Origin of the sequence: Streptomyces tsukubensis, from assembly GCF_003932715.1 — a bacterium.
Taxonomy (GTDB): domain Bacteria; phylum Actinomycetota; class Actinomycetes; order Streptomycetales; family Streptomycetaceae; genus Streptomyces; species Streptomyces tsukubensis.
Map to the genome: position 1 here is coordinate 5,926,511 of NZ_CP020700.1, position 18,569 is coordinate 5,945,079.

Sequence of the window (18,569 nt, forward strand, 5' to 3'; positions counted from 1 at the left end):
GCGGGCGTCGGCAAGAGCGTATCCGGAGGACTCCGTGCCCGAACTGCCCGAGGTCGAGGTCGTACGCCGAGGACTCCTGCGCTGGGTCACCGGGCGGACGATCGCCGAGGCACAGGTCCTCCATCCGCGCGCCGTCCGCCGCCATCCGGCCGGGCCCGTGGACTTCACCGCACAGCTGACCGGGCAGAGCCTCGGTCTCGCCTGCCGCCGCGGCAAGTACCTGTGGTTCTCCCTGGGCCGGACCGGCAGCTCCCTCCTCGGCCATCTGGGGATGAGCGGCCAGCTGCTGGTCCAGCCCGAGGGCACACCCGACGAACGGCATCTGCGGATCCGGATCCGCTTCGACGACTCCATCGGCACCGAGCTGCGCTTCGTCGACCAGCGCACCTTCGGCGGGCTCTCGGTGCACGAGAACACCCCCGACGGGCTGCCGGACGCCATCGCGCACATCGCCCGCGACCCCCTCGACCCGGCCTTCGACGATCCGGCGTTCCTGAACGCGCTCAAGCTGCGGCGCACCACCGTCAAGCGGGCGCTGCTGGACCAGTCGCTGATCAGCGGGGTGGGCAATATCTACGCGGACGAGGCCCTGTGGCGGACCAGGCTGCACTACGACCGCCCCACGACGGCCCTGACCCGGCCGCGGGCGACCGAGCTGCTCGGTCATGTACGGGATGTGATGACGGCGGCCCTCGCGGAGGGCGGCACCAGCTTCGACAGTCTGTACGTCAACGTCAACGGCGAATCGGGCTACTTCGACCGGTCGCTCGACGCCTACGGGCGGGAGGGTGAACCCTGCCGGCGCTGCGGTTCACCGATGCGCCGCCGGCCGTGGATGAACCGGTCCAGCTACTACTGCCCGCGCTGCCAGCGCCCGCCGCGGCTCTGAACGGCTCGGCGGCCCCGCGGGGTCAGTAGCCGAAGTTCTGCGTCCACCAGGGGCCGCCGCCGCCCAGCCGGACACCGACGCCGAGGGTCTTGTAGTCGCAGTTGAGAATGTTCGCGCGGTGCCCGTCGCTCTTCATCCAGGCGTCCATCACGGCTTCCGCGTCCGCCTGGCCGCGGGCGATGTTCTCGGCGGCCAGGTTCTTCACGCCCGCCTGCTTCGCCCGGTCCCAGGGCGAATCGCCGTCCGGGTCGGTGTGGTCGAAGAAACCACGGGTCGCCATGTCGTCGCTGAAGTTCCCGGCGAGGCGGGCGAGAGCGGCGTCGTAACGCAGCGGGCTGCAGCCGACCTTGGCGCGCTCCTGGTTCACCAGCTCCAGCACCTCCGCCTCCATCGCGGTCTCCGTCGTGGAGGCGGCCTTCCGCTTGGGCTCAGCGGTGCGGGTGGGGGAGGGGGACGAGGCCCGCTCGGGGGTGACGGTCCGCGGCTCCTGCGACCGGGGCGCGGGGACGGACGGGGTCCGGGACTCGCCGGCCCGGCCGGCCGCCGGGCCGGTCTTCTTCTCCGCCGGTGCGGTGGACGGCGCCTTGCCGGGGGTGCCGGTCGGGGAGGTCGACGGCAGATGCGGGGCGGCGGGACCGGTCGGGGTGCCGGTCGCCGGACCGGTCGGCCGCGCTCCGGCGTCGCCCTGGGTGTTCAGCGTCGGCCGGCCCTCGGTGCGGACCTCGCCGCCGGGGGAGGCGTCCCCGCCGGTGACGAAGGTGTCGCCGCCCGGCAGCAGCCCGGAAGCGACGGCCACGGCACCCATGGCCACGGCGGCGGAGGCGCCCAGCAGCCCCGTCCGCAGGGGCGCGCCCCTGCGCTTGCCGGTGCTTCGATGACGTCCCATCTGGCTGTGCCTTCCTTTTGCCGTGGAGTTGCCGTGGAGTCCGGAGTAAGCCGAACACATCGCTTACCGGACTCCATCCGGGCAAAACCGGAAACAGGCTCGCCCGAACGGGTGACGTTCGTTGCGAGGGGACTGTACGCCATGAGCCCTGGGACGGAAGTGCTCCGTGACTGATCCGGAGGCTACGGTGACGCCATGAACGATGCCGCACGACTGACCGCCTGGGTACGCGGGCGAGTACAAGGAGTGGGCTTCCGCTGGTTCACCAGGGCAAACGCTCTGGAGATCGGGGGGCTCACGGGATTCGCCCTCAATCTCGACGACGGCAGGGTGCAGGTCGTGGCCGAGGGGTCGCGTGAGAATTGCCACCGTTTGCTGGAGTGGCTTCGCTCCGGCGACACACCCGGACGCGTCGACGGTGTGACTGAGATCTGGGACACTCCGCGCGGTGGTTACGACGGATTCGCGATCCGCTGACGGGCACCCCGCCGGAGACCCCTCCGGCCACTCGCACGGCGGATGCGCTCCGGCGCCCCCGGCCCCCGCTCAGGGTGGAAAGCTCCTGGTGGTTGCCAATATCGGCGGTACGTGCCAGGCTGCGCCCCAGTACGGATGATCTCCACGCCCCCGGGCCCCGGAAGGCCGCCCGCGCCGCCCCGTGAGCGGCCGGACGCACACCGGTTCGGCCGCGCCAGCGGGGCGTGATCGTGTTGACCGTCAAACTTTTTGGTGAGACTCTGGAAGCCCCGCGCACCCCGACTGTCCGGCAGTAGGAACCGCAGCGAGACCAGAGCAGTCACCGCCACTGCCGAGCACCAGCGGGTGCGAATCCCACGACCCACACCGCATCGGTCGGTCACTCAGTGTGGAGGACCATCCATCATGGCAAAGGCGCTTCTCGGTTACGTCGGCGGTTCCGACCCGCGACTCCTCGCCGAGATGCGACGGCTTCAGCAGCGCGTCCAGGACCTCGAATCCGAACTCGTACGGATCCAGTCCGAGAACGACGCGCTGAGCGCTGCCGTTGCTCAGCACCCCGGCGATTCGCTGCTCGACAGCATCGACATCGACGTACCGCAGGCGGAGCCCGCGCTCACCTGAGCACGGAGATCCGCCGGAGATACACCGCGCAAAGATATGCAAGGGACGCCTCGGCGTCCCTTCTTTCTTTCCGCTGCATTTTCTCCGCTGCTTTTCTCTTCGCAGTGTCCGCTGTGGCTCTCCCCCGGCTTTCCCGTCGCGTCTTTTCTACTGCGTCTTTTCTGCCGTCCGTCCCGGTGCTTTCACCGAGGTCTTTCCGCTGTCCTTCCCCCGCTGTCCGCCCCTGTCGTCCGCAGCTGCGGGCCCCCGGCCCGCGCCCCCGCGCCGACGACTGCTCCTTACCCACTGTGTGCCCTGCGCCTCCTACGGTGAAACCGCAGGAGAACCACGGGTGGCCACCGGTCTCCCGAGCGGTACGGAAGGTAGAGTCCGGCTGCGTGCACCTCAAGGCCATGACCCTGCGCGGGTTCAAATCCTTCGCCTCGGCCACCACCCTGCGGTTCGAGCCGGGCATCACCTGTGTCGTGGGCCCCAACGGCTCGGGCAAGTCCAATGTGGTGGACGCCCTCTCCTGGGTCATGGGCGAACAGGGGGCGAAATCGCTGCGCGGCGGAAAGATGGAAGACGTCATCTTCGCCGGTACCACCGGGCGCCCCCCGCTCGGCCGCGCCGAAGTCTCCCTGACCATCGACAACTCCGACGGCGCTCTCCCCATCGAATACGCCGAGGTCACCATTACGCGGATCATGTTCCGCAACGGCGGCAGCGAGTACCAGCTCAACGGCGACACCTGCCGACTGCTCGACATCCAGGAACTCCTCTCCGACTCCGGTATCGGCCGGGAGATGCATGTCATCGTCGGCCAGGGGCAGCTCGATTCCGTACTCCACGCCGATCCGATGGGCCGCCGGGCCTTCATCGAAGAGGCCGCGGGCGTGCTGAAGCACCGCAAGCGCAAGGAGAAGGCGCTGCGGAAGCTGGACGCGATGCAGGCGAACCTCGCCCGGGTCCAGGATCTGACCGACGAACTCCGGCGGCAGCTCAAACCGCTGGGCCGGCAGGCCGCGGTCGCCCGCCGGGCCGCCGTCATCCAGGCCGATCTCCGCGACGCCCGGCTGCGGCTCCTCGCCGACGATCTGGTCCGGCTTCGGGAGGCCCTGCGGTCCGAGATCGCCGACGAGGCCGCTCTGAAGGAGCGCAGGGAGAGCACCGAGCGGGAGCTGAAGGAGGCGCTGGCCCGGGAGGCGGCCCTGGAGGACGAGGTGCGCCGGCTCGCGCCCCGGCTGGAGCGGGCCCAGCAGACTTGGAACGAACTCTCCCGGCTCGCCGAACGCGTCCGCGGCACGGTCTCCCTCGCCGACGCCCGGGTCCGCAGCGCCACCGACCGGCCCGCGGAGGAGCGGCGCGGCCGGGACCCGGAGGACATGGAGCGCGAGGCCGCCCGGATCCGCGAGCAGGAGGCCGAACTGGCGGCCGCGCTGGAGGCGGCCGAACGGGCCCTGGAGGACACCGTCGAGCACCGGGCCGAACTCGAACGGCAGTGGGCCGCCGAGGAGCGCCGCCTCAAGGACGTCGCCCGGGCGATCGCGGACCGCCGTGAACAGCTCGCCCGGCTCGGTGCCCAGGTCATCGCGGCACAGGGCCGGGCCGCCGCCGCCCAGGCCGAGATCGAACGGCTGGCCGCCGCCCGGGACGAGGCACGGGAGCGGGCGGTCACCGCCCAGGAGGCGTACGAGGAGCTGCGGGCCGAGGCCGACGGCCTCGACGCGGGCGATACCGAACTCGGCGAACGCCACGACACCGCCCGCCGCGAGCTGGCCGGGGCCGAGGACGCGCTCACCGCCGCCCGGGACGCCCAGTCCGCCGCCGAACGGGAACGGGCCGCCGTCGCCGCCCGCCGCGACGCCCTCGCGCTCGGGCTGCGCCGCAAGGACGGCACCGGGGCGCTGCTGGCCGCCCGGGAGCAGCTGACCGGGCTGCTGGGACCGGCGTCCGATCTGCTCTCCGTCACCCCCGGGTACGAGATCCCGGTCGCCGCCGCCCTCGGCGCGGCCGCCGACGCCGTCGCCGTGGCAGGCCCTTCGGCCGCCGCCGACGCCCTGCGGCTGCTGCGGAAGTCCGAGGCGGGCCGGGCCGCGATACTGCTCGGCGACGCCCCCGACGCCCCCGAGGGCTCTGCTGCGGGACCGGACCGGATCACCGGCGGGCCGCCGCGCGTCGCCGATCTGGTGCGCGGCCCCGCCGAACTGATGCCCGCCGTCCGCAGGCTCGTCCGGGACACGGTCGTCGTCGGCACCCTGGAGGAGGCCGAGGAACTCGTCTACGCCCGCCCCGGGCTGACCGCCGTCACCGCCGACGGCGATGTTCTGGGCGCCCATTTCGCCCAGGGGGGTTCGGCATCGGCGCCCAGTCTGCTGGAGGTCCAGGCCTCCGTCGACGAGGCCACGGCCGCCCTCGCCGGACTCGACGTCCGCTGCGCCGAACTGACCGAGGCCCGGGAGCGCGCCGCCGGGAGGCGTACCGCCTGTGCCGCGCTCGTCGAGGAGCTGGGTGAGCGCCGCCGTACCGCCGAACGGGAGAAGTCCGCCTTCTCCGGCCGCCTCGGAGGGCTCGCCGGGCAGGCCAGGGCCGCCACCGGCGAGGCCGAGCGCACCGACGCGGCCGTCGCCAGGGCCCGGGAGGCGCTGGAGCGGGCCCGTACCGACGCCGAGGAACTCGCCGCGAAACTGGCCGCCGCGCAGGAGGACGTCCCCGGGGGTACGGAGACGGAGGAGCCCGACACCCAGGTACGGGACCGGCTCGCGGCCGACGGGGCCAACGCCCGGCAGACCGAGATGGAGGCCCGCCTCCAGGTCCGCACCCACGAGGAGCGGGCGAAGGGCCTCGCGGGCCGGGCGGACGCCCTGGACCGGGGGGCGCGCGCCGAGCGCGAGGCGCGGGTCCGTGCCGAACGGCTCCGCGACCGGCTGCGCCACGAGGCCGCGGTCGCCACGGCCGTCGGTGCCGGAGCCCGGTGTCTCCTGGCCCATGTCGACGTGTCCCTGGGCCGGGCCGCGGAGGAACGTACCGCCGCCGAGGGCGCCCGGGCCGAACGGGAGGCCGGTCTCGGCCGGGCCCGGGCCCGGGGCCGCGACCTCAAGGGAGCGCTGGACCGGCTGACGGATTCGGTGCACCGGGGCGAGGTCCTCGGAGCCGAGAAGCGCCTCCGGATCGAACAGCTCGAAACCAGGGCGCTGGAGGAGCTGGGCGTCGAGCCCGCGGGCCTGATCGCCGAGTACGGCCCCGACCAGCCCGTACCGCCGTCCCCGCCCGCCGAGGGCGAGGAGCTGCCGGACGACCCCGAGCACCCCCGCAACCTGCCCCGGCCCTTCGACCGGGCCGGGCAGGAGAAGCGGCTGAAGGCCGCGGAGCGGGCGTACCAGCAGCTCGGCAAGGTGAACCCGCTGGCGCTGGAGGAGTTCGCGGCGCTGGAGGAACGCCACCAGTTCCTCTCCGAGCAGCTCGCGGACCTGAAGAAGACCCGGACCGATCTGCTGACAGTGGTCAAGGAGGTCGACGAACGGGTCGAGCAGGTGTTCACCGAGGCGTACCGGGATACGGCACGGGAGTTCGAGGGCGTGTTCTCGCGGCTCTTCCCCGGCGGTGAGGGGCGGCTCGTGCTCACCGACCCCGAGAACATGCTCACCACCGGTGTGGACGTCGAGGCCCGGCCGCCGGGGAAGAAGGTGAAACGGCTCTCCCTGCTCTCCGGCGGTGAGCGCTCGCTGACGGCAGTGGCGATGCTGGTCTCCATCTTCAAGGCGCGGCCCAGCCCCTTCTATGTGATGGACGAGGTGGAGGCGGCGCTCGACGACACCAACCTCCAGCGGCTGATCCGGATCATGCAGGAGCTCCAGGAGTCCTCACAGCTCATCGTGATCACCCACCAGAAGCGGACGATGGAGGTCGCGGACGCGCTGTACGGGGTGTCCATGCAGGGCGACGGGGTCTCCAAGGTCGTCAGCCAGCGCCTGCGCTAGGGCCGCGGGGCCCGGAGGAGCGAGACACGGCGGTCGGTCTCCGCGGGTGAGCGCCTCCGCGTTCAGGGGCGGCGGGCCGCGCCTTACCGAGGTGCCTTACGAACGAACCGGGTACGCCCGCCTTCACGACCGCGGCCGGCGGACCCGCACGCACCGGCCCGCCCGCCGGTGTTCACGGCGCGTCGGCGGCCGCGGGCTCCGGCACGGCCGGACCCGGGAGGAGCGGGATCCCCGCCGTACCGGAGACCGGAGCTGCTCCCGGCCGTGCCGGACCCGTCTCGGCCCGGCCCGGGTCCCGCCGTACCGCGTCGGGACCCAGCCCGGACCGCCTCCGCGGCCCCGCGCGGGGCGAGCCCGTCGGCGGTCCGGCCGTCCGCCGGGGCCTGCCGTGAACACTGAAGCAGCAGCTCAAGTGGTGGGCGGGCACGAGGTGTGCGCCACTTGAAGGGCTCCCACCGGAGTCGGCCCCAGGAGTAGACGTGTCCAGCACCGCGCAGCCACCCACCCCGCCGGGGTCCGCTTCCGACCATCCCGAACACCTCGGCCATGTCGTCTTCATCACCGCCGCCGCCGCGATGGGCGGCTTTCTCTTCGGCTACGACAGCTCGGTCATCAACGGTGCCGTCGAAGCCATCCGCGACCGCTACGCCATCGGCTCCGCCGAACTCGCCCAGGTCATCGCGATCGCCCTGATCGGCTGTGCGATCGGTGCCGCCACAGCGGGCCGGATCGCCGACCGTATCGGCCGGATCGCCTGTATGCGGATCGCCTCCGTCCTCTTCACCGCGAGCGCGATCGGCTCGGCCCTGCCGTTCGCCCTGTGGGATCTGGCGATGTGGCGCATCATCGGCGGTTTCGCGATCGGCATGGCGTCGGTGATCGGACCCGCGTACATCGCCGAGGTCTCCCCACCCGCCTACCGGGGCCGGCTGGCCTCGTTCCAGCAGGCGGCGATCGTCATCGGTATCGCCGTCTCCCAGTTGGTGAACTTCGGCATCCTGCAGATCGCGGACGGGGACCAGCGCGGCGAGATCGGCGGTCTGGAGGCCTGGCAGTGGATGCTCGGCGTGATGGTGGTGCCCGCGCTGCTGTACGGACTGCTCTCCTTCGCCATCCCCGAATCGCCCCGCTATCTGCTGTCCGCGGGCAAGACCGAACGGGCGCGGAAGGTCCTGACGGAGGTCGAGGGCGAGCACATCGACCTCGACCGCCGGGTCGCCGAGATCGAACAGGCGATGCGCCGGGAGCACAAGTCGACGTTCCGGGACCTGCTCGGCAGCCGGTTCGGGTTCCTGCCGATCGTCTGGGTCGGTATCGGACTCTCCGTCTTCCAGCAGCTCGTCGGCATCAACGTGGTGTTCTACTACTCCACGACGCTCTGGCAGTCGGTCGGTATCGACCCCTCCGGCTCCTTCTTCTACTCCTTCACCACGTCCATCGTGAACATCGTCGGTACGGTGATCGCGATGGTGTTCGTCGACCGTATCGGCCGCAGGCCGCTGGCGCTGATCGGCTCCGCCGGAATGGCGATCGCCCTCGCCTTCGAGGCCTGGGCCTTCTCGGCACCCCTGGTCAACGGCAAACTGCCCAGCGTGGAGGGTGCGGTGGCCCTGGTCGCCGCCCATGTGTTCGTACTGTTCTTCGCCCTGTCGTGGGGCGTCGTCGTCTGGGTGCTGCTCGGCGAGATGTTCCCCAACAAGATCAGGGCCGCCGCCCTCGGCGTCGCCGCGTCCGCGCAGTGGATCGCCAACTGGGCGATCACCGCCAGCTTCCCGAGCCTGGCGGACTGGAACCTCTCGGCCACGTACATCATCTACGCCTGCTTCGCCGCGCTCTCCATCCCCTTCGTGCTGCTCTTCGTCAGGGAGACCAAGGGCAAGCCGCTGGAGGAGATGGGCTGAGCGCCCGTCCCTTGCCCGGGCCGCCCGAGGCGGGGCACCACCTCGCGGCACAGCAGCCGGAGCGACCGCCAGCCCTCCTCCTCCGGCATGCCGCCGCACAGCGGATGCAGGACCAGCGACTGCGCCCCGGCGGCCAGGGCCACGCACTCGTCGGGTGTCACGACCCGGTACACGCCCTCGGCGCGCAGCTCCGCGACCGTCGTCGCTCCCGACCGGACGGCGGAGCGGATGTCCGGCGACGACCAGGAGGCGTAGGTCCGGGCCTCGTGCAGGAAGTGCTCGCCGTGGACGGCCCAGGTGCGGTCCGGATCGTCGGAGACGTGCAGCAGCGGAGTCACCGGTTCCGGCATGGTGGTCCAGCCCTTGGTGCCGTACCGGGCCCGCTGTCCGTCGTAGTACGCCACCAGGTCCGGCAGATGGGCGCTGGGGAAGAACGGCAGTCCGAGGCGGGCCGCGCGCCGGGCGGCCGCCCGTGACGAGCCGCCGACCAGGAGCAGTGGACGGGGGCGGGTGTACGGACGCGGGGTGACCCGTACCGTACGGCCGCGGTACGCGAACGGCTCCCCGGTCCAGGCGGCGAGCAGCGTCTCCAGGATTTCGTCCTGGAGCCGGCCGCGGCGGGCCCAGGGCACACCGGAGCGTTCGTACTCCTCGCGCCGGTAGCCGATGCCCAGAACGGTGACCAGCCGTCCGGAGCCCAGCAGGTCGAGGACGGCGATGTCCTCGGCGAGCCGCAGCGGATCGTAGAGCGGGCCGACGGCGGCGGAGACGGTGACCGTGATCCGGCGGGTGGCGCCCAGGACCGCCCCGGCGAAGACGAACGGCGAGGGCAGCCAGTTGTTCTCGGCGCCGTGGTGCTCCTCGGTCTGGACGGTGGCGATCCCGTGCCCGTCGGCGTAGACCGCCATGTCCAGCGCGGTGCGGTAGCGGCCCGCGAGCGCGCCGGGGGACGCGCCGGGGGCGACGAGATTGACGCGGACGATGGTGAAGGTCATGGCGCGCTGCCTCCGCTCCGCCGGTCGCAGGTCCGGCGCGCGCACCGTAAATGACGGATCGTCAGATGTGAAGGGCGGCGACGCCGGGAGGCCGGTGGGGCAGCATGGGCGCATGCCGACGATTCCCCGAGAACCCTCCGGGCCGGAGCCGCTGTTCGTACAGCCCGGCATACCGGACCCGGCCGCGCCGACGGTCCCTGCGCAGCCCGGAACCGCAGGCGCGGGGGCGGACGAGGCCGTACTGGCCTATGCCGGTGAGCAGCTCGCCTGGTACGCGCGGACCCGCGACCGCAGCCGCCGCAAGCACCAGGCCACCGAACTGACCGCCCTGCTCACCGGGGCGGCCACGGTGGTGGCGGCGGGCATCCAGGCGCCCGCGGCGATCACCGCGTCACTGGCCGGAGCCGCCGTCTTCATCGGGGGCTTCCGTCAGGTCTTCCACCACAACGAGCGGTACGTACTGGCCGCGGAGGCCTGGTCACGGCTGCATCTGGCGATCCGGCGCCACCGCCTCGTACCCGAGGATGCACGGGACGAGGAGGCGCGGCGCCGGCTGCTGGAGGAGGTCGAGGGCGCGACCACGGCGGAGCTGCAGAACTGGGCTGCCGGGCAGCGCGGCGGGGGAGCGGCCCTGCCGCCGGGCGGCGCGCCTTCCGCGTAGCGGTACGGCCCGGGCCCGTACCTCCGGGCCGGAATGCGGACCCCTTGCGGTCCGGGAATCCGAGGCCCGCGGCCCCCGGACCTCCGAGGCGTCGGGCCGGGGCCTTCGGAGTGCGGGCCCAGGACTCCGGCCCGGGTGCGGCCCGCCACCTCGGGCGGCCCCGTGGGCCGCGCGGGCGCCGGACCGTGTCCGGCACATCCCGTCCGGCCCGCACACTCGGCCCCTGTGCCCTGCGGGCACGGGCGGGACGCCCTCCCGGCTGGGCGGCGCGATGTGCCGGAAGCGCCCTGGAGCCGATGTCCCTTCTGTACGACCCGGCCCCGGGTCCCCACCGGCGGGGACCCGGGAACCAGCCGCCGGACCGGCCCGTTCACCGGGAGCGTTCACGGGATGCGCCTGGGCCCCCGCCGGAGGTGTCCGTCAGAACTCGTCCGTCGTATGCGGCAGCAGCTCCGTACGGGAAGCCGCGCCCAGCGCCGCCGCCGCGCCCGCCGTGTGCTCCGTGACCAGACCGGCCCGCACCAGCTCCGCCGGGTCGAGATCGCCGAGATAGCAGGCCGCCAGCTCACGGACGTCGAGCGTCAGATCGGGCGCCGCGTCCGTCCGCTCCACCCGGGCCGCCCGGCCCGTACCGCCCGGCGAAGCGTCCGGGCCGACGACCAGCCGGTACCGGCCCGCGTTCTCCGCCACCCCCGCGTCGGTCACCTCCAGCACCACGTCGACCGGCGCCGACCAGGCGCGTCCGGCCAGCGCCCCCGGTACGTCCACCAGCCGCAGCCAGAGCGCGGGAAACTCCTGTACGACACTGATCTGGTCCCGGTCGGCGGTGAACCGCAGCAGCGGATCGTCCAGCGGCCGCCCCCACGCCCGCACCTGGTCGACCAGGTCGACCGAGGTCACATAGCGCCACAGCGCCGCCGCCACCGCGGGCGATTCGGCCTCCAGCTCACCGATGTGCAGCTTTCCCCGGCCCTCGCCGTCGGACGCGGTCCGGTAGATGACGTACCCGGCGGGCGGCTCGCCCGCCTCGCCCAGCACCACCACCCGCGGCGGGCTGAGGTCGTCGTCCTCCTCGTCCTCCGGCCGCAGGATGTGCGTACGCCACCAGAAGTCGTCCCGCGCAACCCGGCCCGCCCGCCCGGACCGGGCCGCCGCATGCGCCGCGCCCACGACCTCAGGCGCCTCGTCCGGCGACACCAGCCGCAGGGGCCGCTCGTCCGGGTCGATCCGCAGCGCCAGCGGATGCTCCGTGTCGATCTCCACCGTGTACGAACGGGTCGCCGGCTCGAAGCCGAAGCGCCCGTAGATCCCCGTCTCCGACACCCAGAGCGCGGCCAGCGGCATCCCCCGCCCGGCGCACCGCCGCATCAGCTCCGCGATCATTCCGCTGAGCACTCCCCGTCTGCGGTGCGTCGGAGCCACGGAGACGAAGGTCACACCCGCGCACTCCAGCTCCCCGCCCGGCACCGACAGCGACAGCGGATGCGCCGCCAGCAGCCCCACCAGATGCTCGCCCTCGTAAGCGCCGACGACATCGCAGTGCTCCAGGATCTCCCGGTGCAGCTTCCGTGTCTCCCCCTCGGCGTCCTTCTCCAGAAACACCAGATAGTGCAGGTCCAGGGCGCGGTCCAGATGCGCATCCGGAATGGTCCGATATTCCACAACGGTCATGCCGGGGACGCTAACCCGGCCGTCCCGGGCGGGTCATCCGGATTTCTCCCCACCGGATCCGGTCCGCCACCGGCTCCTCCCGAGGACGCCCGTACCGCGCCCCGTACCGTGCCGCCTACCGCCCCCGGCCCGGACCCCCGGCCGCCCCGTACGCGTCCCCGCGCGTCCCGCGTCCCGCGTCCCGCGTCCCGCGCCCCGGACCCCGGCCCCGTGCCGTCCCCCGGCCGGAGCCGCCGCCGCCGGTCCCGGGCGCGCCCGGCGGACCCGGAGGGGGTGTGCCCGATACTGGGTGGGTTATGGAAATCGTCATCCTTGCTGTAGTCATCGCCCTGGTCGCGGTCGGCGCCATCAGCGGGCTCGTGATCAGCGGCCGCCGTAAGAAGCAGTTGCCGCCGTCGGCCCCGCAGAGCACTCCGACCATCACCGCTCCGCCCGCCGAGCCGCACGTCGGCGACGAGGCGGAGACACCGCGGGAAGAGCCGCGCCGCACCATCGAGGAGGTCGGCCTCCCGGAGGCCGGAGCCCCCGCCGAGGCGCCGGACGAGGCCGCCGCACCGGCGCCCGCCGAGACCGCCCCCGAAATCGAGGTCCCCGAACCCACCGCGGGCCGGCTGGTCCGGCTGCGCGCCCGCCTCGCCCGCTCCCAGAACTCCCTCGGCAAGGGCCTGCTCACCCTGCTGTCCCGTGAGCATCTCGACGAGGACACCTGGGAGGAGATCGAAGAGACCCTCCTCATCGCCGACGTCGGCGTCGCCCCCACCCAGGAGCTGGTGGAGCGGCTGCGCGAGCGGGTGCGCGTCCTCGGCACCCGTACCCCCGACGAACTGCGCGCCCTGCTCCGCGAGGAGCTGCTCACCCTCATCGGCACCGACTTCGACCGCGCGGTGAAGACCGAGAGCGGCGTCGACACCCCCGGCGTCGTGATGGTCGTCGGCGTCAACGGCACCGGCAAGACCACGACCACCGGCAAGCTCGCCCGGGTCCTGGTCGCCGACGGCCGCTCGGTCGTCCTCGGCGCCGCGGACACCTTCCGCGCCGCCGCCGCGGACCAGCTCCAGACCTGGGGCGAGCGGGTCGGCGCCCGTACCGTACGCGGACCCGAGGGCGGCGACCCCGCGTCCATCGCCTTCGACGCGGTCAAGGAGGGCATTGCCGAGGGCGCCGACGTCGTCCTCATCGACACCGCCGGACGGCTGCACACCAAGACCGGGCTGATGGACGAGCTGGGCAAGGTGAAGCGCGTCGTCGAGAAGCACGGCCCGCTCGACGAGATCCTTCTCGTCCTCGACGCCACCACCGGACAGAACGGACTCGTCCAGGCCCGGGTCTTCGCGGAGGTCGTCGACATCACCGGCATCGTGCTGACCAAGCTCGACGGCACCGCCAAGGGCGGCATCGTCGTCGCCGTCCAGCGCGAGCTGGGCGTGCCCGTGAAGCTCGTCGGACTGGGCGAGGGCCCGGACGATCTCGCGCCCTTCGAGCCGGAGGCGTTCGTCGACGCCCTCATCGGCGACTGACCCGCCGGCGCCCCCGGGCCCGCCGTCCCGCAGCGGCGCGGCGGCCGGGCCGGGGGCGGGGGCCGCTCAGGACGTACGGTCCCCCGCGCAGCCCTGCACCGCGGAGCGGTGACAGCTGTACGCCAGTGTCCCCAGCAGCAGCCGGGCCTCCGGCGGCGCAGCGGCCGTGTCCAGCGAAGGCGGACGCAGCCAGTCGACCGGGCCAAGACCCGCGAACTCCGACGGCGGGGCGGCGATGTACTCGTCCGGACCCGGACAGTGCAGGTCCAGATCGGCGTCGTCCCAGCCCATCCGGTACAGCAGCTCCGGCAGCGCGGACGCGGCACCCGGCGCCACGAAGAACTGACAGCGCCCGTCCGGCCCCGCCGTGACCGGCCCCAGCGGCAGCCCCATCCGCTCCATCCGCACCAGTGCCCGGCGCCCGGCGTCCGCCGCCACGTCGAGTACGTCGAAGGAGCGCCCCACCGGCAGCAGCACGGCCGCCCCGGCCACCGCGGCCCAGGCCTCGCCCACCTCGTCGAGCGTGGCACCCGCCGGGATCTCCGCGGCGAACGGCAGCGGATGCACCCCGGGGGAGGCGCACTCCGCGCCGCCGCACGGGCATGCGCCCCCGGCCACCGCCCCGGCGCCCGGCACCACGGCCCAGCCCCACAGCCCGGTGTACTCCGCCACAGCCGTCACCGCACGCTCCGCCGCGCGTCCGCGACGCCGAGAGCCGGGCCGGGCGGACCGGATGTCCCGGATCCCCCGGCTGCCGCCGATCGTGAAGCCCATGCCCCCTCCAACGTCATCTGCTCGCCGGTGGTTACGACCCGAAGTGTCCTCGTGACACAGCGTCGCAACCGGTGAAGGTTCGAGGGCGCACCGAGGTGCGAGGGGGAGTGAACTTCACGCCACGCGCCGACGGGTGCACCGATCCGCCGTCTTCGGCCCGCCCACTGTCAAGTGAATCGCGCCCGGCGACAGGGGAGTTCATTCGAAGGGGTGGCGAATGGTGGCGTTTCTGGATTCCGGCGCGCCGAGCGGTGATCGTAGGATTACTTTCGGTGCCCGACCCCCGGGACAACCTGGGACAGTGTGTGCCGTTGGACCTGCCGGGGCCGCCCCGTTCACCTGTGTGGATTCGGTCGACCTTTCTGCAAGTTCCGTACATAAGGCCTCCGGTCACGGCATCCTGGCAGCGGCCGGCGGGGGATTCCGGCCGACGGCTTCCGATTTCAGGCCCGGGGTTTCCGGTTCGGGCCTCATGAGCCCGATGAATGGGGGCGTACCAGTGGACGGCAGCGGAACCGGTGCGAACACCGGAACCGGCAAGCGCCCGAACGAGATGCTCGGTTCGTGGTTCGTACGCAGCGGCTGGTCCAAAGGAGAACTGGCCCGGCAGGTCAACCGCCGGGCCCGGGAGATGGGTGCCCACCACATCAGCACCGACACCTCCCGGGTGCGCCGGTGGCTGGACGGCGAACAGCCGCGCGAACCGATCCCCCGTATCCTCTCCGAACTGTTCTCCGAACGGTTCGGCACGGTCGTCGCCGTCGAGAGCCTCGGGCTGCGCACGGCACACCAGACCCCCTCGTCCTCCGGGGTCGACCTGCCGTGGGCGGGGCCGCAGACCGTCTCCCTCCTCAGCGAGTTCTCCCGCAGCGATCTGATGCTGGCCCGGCGCGGCTTCCTCGGTACGTCGCTGGCGCTGGCCGCCGGGCCCGCCCTCGTCGAACCGATGCAGCGCTGGCTGGTGCCGGCCCCCGGCGGCGAACCGGCCGCCCCCGGCGCCCCGGCCCCCGGACCGCAGTCCGCCCACCGCCCGCCCCGGCTCTCCGGCCCCGAACTGGAACTGCTGGAGTCCACGACGGTCATGTTCCGCCAGTGGGACGCCCAGTGCGGCGGCGGGCTGCGGCGCAAGGCGGTCGTGGGCCAGCTCCACGAGGTCACCGACCTCCTCCAGGAAGCCCATCCGGAGCGCTCCGCGGCCCGCCTGTTCACCTGCGCCGCCGAGCTGGCCGAGCTGGCCGGCTGGATGAGCTACGACGTCGGCCTCCAGCCCACCGCCCAGAAGTACTTCGTCCTCGCCCTGCACGCCGCCAAGGAAGCCGGGGACAAGCCGCTCGGCTCGTACATCCTCTCCTCCATGAGCCGCCAGATGATCCACCTCGGCCGGCCCGACGACGCCCTCGAACTCATCCACCTCGCCCAGTACGGCAGCCGGGACTGCGCCACCGCCCGTACCCAGGCCATGCTCTACGCGATGGAGGCCCGCGCCTACGCCAACATGGGCCAGCCCAGCAAGTGCAAACGGGCCGTCCGGATGGCCGAGGACACCTTCGCGGACGCCGGTCTCGACGGCGAACGCGAACCGGACTGGATCCGCTTCTTCACCGAGGCCGAACTGAACGGCGAGAACGCCCACTCCTACCGCGATCTCGCCTATGTCGCCGGGCGCAGCCCGACCTACGCCTCCCTTGCGGAACCCCTGATGGGGCGGGCGGTCCGGCTCTTCCGCGACGATCCGGTCCACCAGCGGTCCTACGCCCTGAATCTGATCGGCATGGCCACCGTCCATCTGCTGAAGCAGGAGCCCGAACAGGCCACCGAACTGGCCGGGCAGGCGCTGACCGTCGCCCGCCGAGTCCGCTCCGAACGCGTCAACAACCGGCTCCGCAAGACCGTCGACACCGCGGCCCGGGACTTCGGCGACGTCGCCGAGGTGCTCGACCTGACGGACAAGCTGACCGCGCAGCTTCCGGAGACCGCGCGGGCCGTCTGAGACCGGCCGGCCGGGGGAGCGTCCACCCCCGGCCCTCGCCTCCCGGGCAGATCCCCGGCTCCTGGCTCACGCCTCCCTGGCGGGCCCGAGGGGTCCGTATGCCGTTCCCGCCGACAGGGCACACCCGCCCCGGGCCGGCCCGCGGCGCCGTCCGGGCTCCGCCACCGCCCGTACCGGCCCGTATCCGCTCCGTACGGAACGCCGCACCCGCCCCGGGCCCGATCCGTACCCCCAGAGCCCGGCGGCGGCCGTTCATGACCGCGTAACACGGCCGCCCCCTTCGTCACCGGCGCGAAACAAGCGGCCCCATCACCCGAAACCGCACCACGCCACTCTCGTCGTCCATGCCCCCCACGTCCCCCGGGCGGGCCCGTCCCCGGCCCCGCCCTCAGGTCCCACCGCACGCGGCCGCACCGACGACGAGGAGACGCCGATGCCCGAAGGCATCACGACGCTAGCTGCGGAAGCCCCGGCACTGTCCGCCGCCAACACCGGCTTCCTGCTCATCTGCTCCGCCCTGGTGATGCTGATGACACCCGGACTCGCCTTCTTCTACGGAGGCATGGTCCGGGTGAAATCCACCCTCAACATGCTGATGATGAGCTTCATCAGCCTCGGCATCGTGACCCTCCTGTGGGTCTTCTACGGCTTCGGCCTCGCCTTCGGCACCGACCACGGCGGCGTCATCGGCTGGTCGTCCGACTACGCCGGGCTGAGCGGTATCGGCGTCACCGAACTCTGGGACGGCTACACCGTCCCCGTCTATGTCTTCGCCGTCTTCCAGCTGATGTTCGCGGTGATCACACCCGCCCTGATCAGCGGCGCCCTCGCGGACCGGGTCAAGTTCGGCGCCTGGGCACTCTTCATCACCCTGTGGGCCACCGTCGTCTACTTCCCCGTCGCCCACTGGGTGTGGGGCGCGGGCGGCTGGCTGTTCGAGATGGGCGTCATCGACTTCGCGGGCGGCACCGCCGTCCACATCAACGCCGGAGCCGCCGCCCTCGGCGTCATCCTCGTCATCGGCAAGCGGGTCGGCTTCAAGAAGGACCCGATGCGGCCCCACAGCCTGCCGCTGGTGATGCTCGGCGCCGCACTCCTGTGGTTCGGCTGGTTCGGCTTCAACGCCGGATCGTGGCTCGGCAACGACGACGGCGTCGGGGCGGTCATGTTCGTCAACACACAGGTCGCGACCGCCGCGGCGATGCTCGCCTGGCTGGCGTACGAGAAGCTCCGGCACGGCGCCTGCACCACCCTGGGCGCCGCGTCCGGCGCCGTCGCCGGACTGGTCGCGATCACCCCCGCGGGCGGAGCCGTCTCCCCGCTCGGCGCCATCGCCGTCGGCGCGATCTCCGGTGTGCTCTGCGCCTGGGCCGTCGGACTGAAGTTCAAACTCGGGTACGACGACTCCCTCGACGTCATCGGCGTCCACCTGGTCGGCGGTGTCGCGGGCTCACTCCTCGTCGGCTTCTTCGCCACCGGAGGCGTACAGTCCGACGCCAAGGGCCTGTTCTACGGCGGCGGTCTCGAACAGCTCGGCAAGCAGGCCGTCGGGGTCGGAGCCGTCCTCGTCTACTCCCTGGCCGTCTCGGCCGCCCTGGCGTTCGTCCTCCACCGGACGATCGGCATGCGGGTCGACGAAGAGGTCGAGATCTCCGGCATCGACCGGCACGAGCACGCGGAGACCGCGTACGACTTCAGCGGCGCGGGCGGCGGCACCGGCACCCGGACGGCGGCAGCCACCGCCCCGGGAACCGGGGATTCCGGTGACCCCGATGAATCCGAGGACCGGCTCGTGACCGTGGACAGCACCAGGAAGGTGGACGCATGAAGCTCATCACCGCCGTCGTCAAACCGCACCGGCTCGACGAGATCAAAGAGGCGCTCCAGGCCTTCGGGGTCCACGGCCTCACCGTCACCGAGGCCAGCGGTTACGGACGCCAGCGCGGGCACACCGAGGTCTACCGCGGCGCCGAGTACACCGTCGACCTCGTCCCCAAGATCCGGATCGAAGTCCTCGCCGAGGACGACGACGCCGAACAGCTCATCGAGGTCGTCGTGAAGGCCGCTCGCACCGGCAAGATCGGAGACGGGAAGGTGTGGAGCGTCCCCGTCGACACGGCCGTCCGCGTCCGCACCGGCGAACGCGGGCCCGACGCCCTCTGAACCGCCCGGGACCCCGGGGCCGTGCGCCCGTGCACGGCCCCGGGGACCGGGCGTTCCGAACG

The 18,569-nt window shown here is 72.6% G+C and carries 14 protein-coding genes; 10 read left to right on the forward strand and 4 right to left on the reverse strand.

What is annotated here, in order from left to right:
- The first annotated feature begins 34 nt into the window (after positions 1-34).
- On the forward strand, positions 35-889 hold the full coding sequence (mutM, locus tag B7R87_RS24690; RefSeq protein WP_006346322.1) for a bifunctional DNA-formamidopyrimidine glycosylase/DNA-(apurinic or apyrimidinic site) lyase: 855 nt from the start codon (positions 35-37) through the stop codon (positions 887-889).
- A 22-nt stretch (positions 890-911) separates the two neighbouring features.
- Here mutM and B7R87_RS24695 read toward each other — a convergent pair whose 3' ends face one another.
- Positions 912-1,775, reverse strand: a complete 864-nt coding sequence (locus tag B7R87_RS24695; protein ID WP_006346321.1) for a CAP domain-containing protein — start codon at positions 1,773-1,775, stop codon at positions 912-914.
- A 195-nt stretch (positions 1,776-1,970) separates the two neighbouring features.
- Here B7R87_RS24695 and B7R87_RS24700 point away from each other — a divergent pair, with 195 nt between their 5' ends.
- From B7R87_RS24700 to B7R87_RS24715, 4 genes are all read left to right on the forward strand, one after another.
- The gene (locus tag B7R87_RS24700; protein WP_045852843.1) at positions 1,971-2,252 is read left to right on the forward strand and encodes an acylphosphatase; all 282 of its coding nucleotides are present in this window, start codon (positions 1,971-1,973) and stop codon (positions 2,250-2,252) included.
- 405 nt (positions 2,253-2,657) lie between these two features.
- Positions 2,658-2,876 carry a hypothetical protein gene (locus B7R87_RS24705; RefSeq protein WP_006346319.1) on the forward strand — a complete coding sequence of 73 codons (219 nt, stop codon included), beginning with the start codon at positions 2,658-2,660 and terminating at the stop codon, positions 2,874-2,876.
- Positions 2,877-3,253: 377 nt separating this feature from the next.
- Positions 3,254-6,835 (forward strand): chromosome segregation protein SMC, encoded by a 3,582-nt coding sequence (gene smc / locus B7R87_RS24710; protein ID WP_130585187.1) that lies wholly within the window; start codon positions 3,254-3,256, stop codon positions 6,833-6,835.
- 479 nt (positions 6,836-7,314) lie between these two features.
- Positions 7,315-8,736 (forward strand): sugar porter family MFS transporter, encoded by a 1,422-nt coding sequence (locus B7R87_RS24715; protein ID WP_006346316.1) that lies wholly within the window; start codon positions 7,315-7,317, stop codon positions 8,734-8,736.
- Here B7R87_RS24715 and B7R87_RS24720 read toward each other — a convergent pair.
- Positions 8,649-9,731, reverse strand: a complete 1,083-nt coding sequence (locus B7R87_RS24720) for an LLM class flavin-dependent oxidoreductase (RefSeq protein WP_006346315.1) — start codon at positions 9,729-9,731, stop codon at positions 8,649-8,651. The two genes, B7R87_RS24715 and B7R87_RS24720, sit on opposite strands and share 88 nt — an antisense overlap.
- Before the next feature lie 112 nt (positions 9,732-9,843).
- Here B7R87_RS24720 and B7R87_RS24725 point away from each other — a divergent pair, with 112 nt between their 5' ends.
- The gene (locus tag B7R87_RS24725; RefSeq protein ID WP_107069927.1) at positions 9,844-10,392 is read left to right on the forward strand and encodes a DUF4231 domain-containing protein; all 549 of its coding nucleotides are present in this window, start codon (positions 9,844-9,846) and stop codon (positions 10,390-10,392) included.
- A 420-nt stretch (positions 10,393-10,812) separates the two neighbouring features.
- Here the strand turns inward: B7R87_RS24725 and B7R87_RS24730 are convergent, their stop codons facing one another.
- A complete protein-coding gene (locus B7R87_RS24730) occupies positions 10,813-12,063 on the reverse strand; it encodes a GNAT family N-acetyltransferase (RefSeq protein WP_006346313.1) in 1,251 nt (416 codons plus the stop codon).
- Between the two features lie 296 nt (positions 12,064-12,359).
- On the opposite strand from B7R87_RS24730, the gene ftsY reads away from it, so the two are divergent.
- Positions 12,360-13,580, forward strand: a complete 1,221-nt coding sequence (gene ftsY / locus B7R87_RS24735; protein ID WP_130585186.1) for a signal recognition particle-docking protein FtsY — start codon at positions 12,360-12,362, stop codon at positions 13,578-13,580.
- 66 nt (positions 13,581-13,646) lie between these two features.
- Here ftsY and B7R87_RS24740 read toward each other — a convergent pair whose 3' ends face one another.
- On the reverse strand, positions 13,647-14,354 hold the full coding sequence (locus B7R87_RS24740) for a bifunctional DNA primase/polymerase (RefSeq protein ID WP_006346312.1): 708 nt from the start codon (positions 14,352-14,354) through the stop codon (positions 13,647-13,649).
- A 481-nt stretch (positions 14,355-14,835) separates the two neighbouring features.
- On the opposite strand from B7R87_RS24740, the gene nsdA reads away from it, so the two are divergent.
- From nsdA to B7R87_RS24755, 3 genes are all read left to right on the forward strand, one after another.
- Positions 14,836-16,344: a transcriptional repressor NsdA gene (gene nsdA, locus B7R87_RS24745; RefSeq protein ID WP_040913948.1), complete on the forward strand. Its 1,509-nt coding sequence runs from the start codon at positions 14,836-14,838 to the stop codon at positions 16,342-16,344.
- 433 nt (positions 16,345-16,777) lie between these two features.
- Positions 16,778-18,172: an ammonium transporter gene (locus tag B7R87_RS24750; protein WP_006346310.1), complete on the forward strand. Its 1,395-nt coding sequence runs from the start codon at positions 16,778-16,780 to the stop codon at positions 18,170-18,172.
- Positions 18,169-18,507, forward strand: a complete 339-nt coding sequence (locus B7R87_RS24755) for a P-II family nitrogen regulator (RefSeq protein WP_006346309.1) — start codon at positions 18,169-18,171, stop codon at positions 18,505-18,507. Before B7R87_RS24750 ends, B7R87_RS24755 begins: the two co-directional genes overlap by 4 nt.
- Positions 18,508-18,569: the final 62 nt, after the last annotated feature.

Excerpts from the sequence above, each read along its gene's own strand:
- B7R87_RS24695 (WP_006346321.1), bottom strand. The coding sequence starts at position 1,775 with ATGGGACGTCATCGAAGCACCGGCAAGCGCAGGGGCGCGCCCCTGCGG.
- B7R87_RS24700 (WP_045852843.1), top strand. The coding sequence starts at position 1,971 with ATGAACGATGCCGCACGACTGACCGCCTGGGTACGCGGGCGAGTACAA.
- B7R87_RS24705 (WP_006346319.1), top strand. The coding sequence starts at position 2,658 with ATGGCAAAGGCGCTTCTCGGTTACGTCGGCGGTTCCGACCCGCGACTC.
- B7R87_RS24720 (WP_006346315.1), bottom strand. The coding sequence starts at position 9,731 with ATGACCTTCACCATCGTCCGCGTCAATCTCGTCGCCCCCGGCGCGTCC.
- B7R87_RS24725 (WP_107069927.1), top strand. The coding sequence starts at position 9,844 with ATGCCGACGATTCCCCGAGAACCCTCCGGGCCGGAGCCGCTGTTCGTA.
- B7R87_RS24730 (WP_006346313.1), bottom strand. The coding sequence starts at position 12,063 with ATGACCGTTGTGGAATATCGGACCATTCCGGATGCGCATCTGGACCGC.
- ftsY (WP_130585186.1), top strand. The coding sequence starts at position 12,360 with ATGGAAATCGTCATCCTTGCTGTAGTCATCGCCCTGGTCGCGGTCGGC.
- B7R87_RS24740 (WP_006346312.1), bottom strand. The coding sequence starts at position 14,354 with ATGGGCTTCACGATCGGCGGCAGCCGGGGGATCCGGGACATCCGGTCC.
- nsdA (WP_040913948.1), top strand. The coding sequence starts at position 14,836 with ATGAATGGGGGCGTACCAGTGGACGGCAGCGGAACCGGTGCGAACACC.
- B7R87_RS24750 (WP_006346310.1), top strand. The coding sequence starts at position 16,778 with ATGCCCGAAGGCATCACGACGCTAGCTGCGGAAGCCCCGGCACTGTCC.
- B7R87_RS24755 (WP_006346309.1), top strand. The coding sequence starts at position 18,169 with ATGAAGCTCATCACCGCCGTCGTCAAACCGCACCGGCTCGACGAGATC.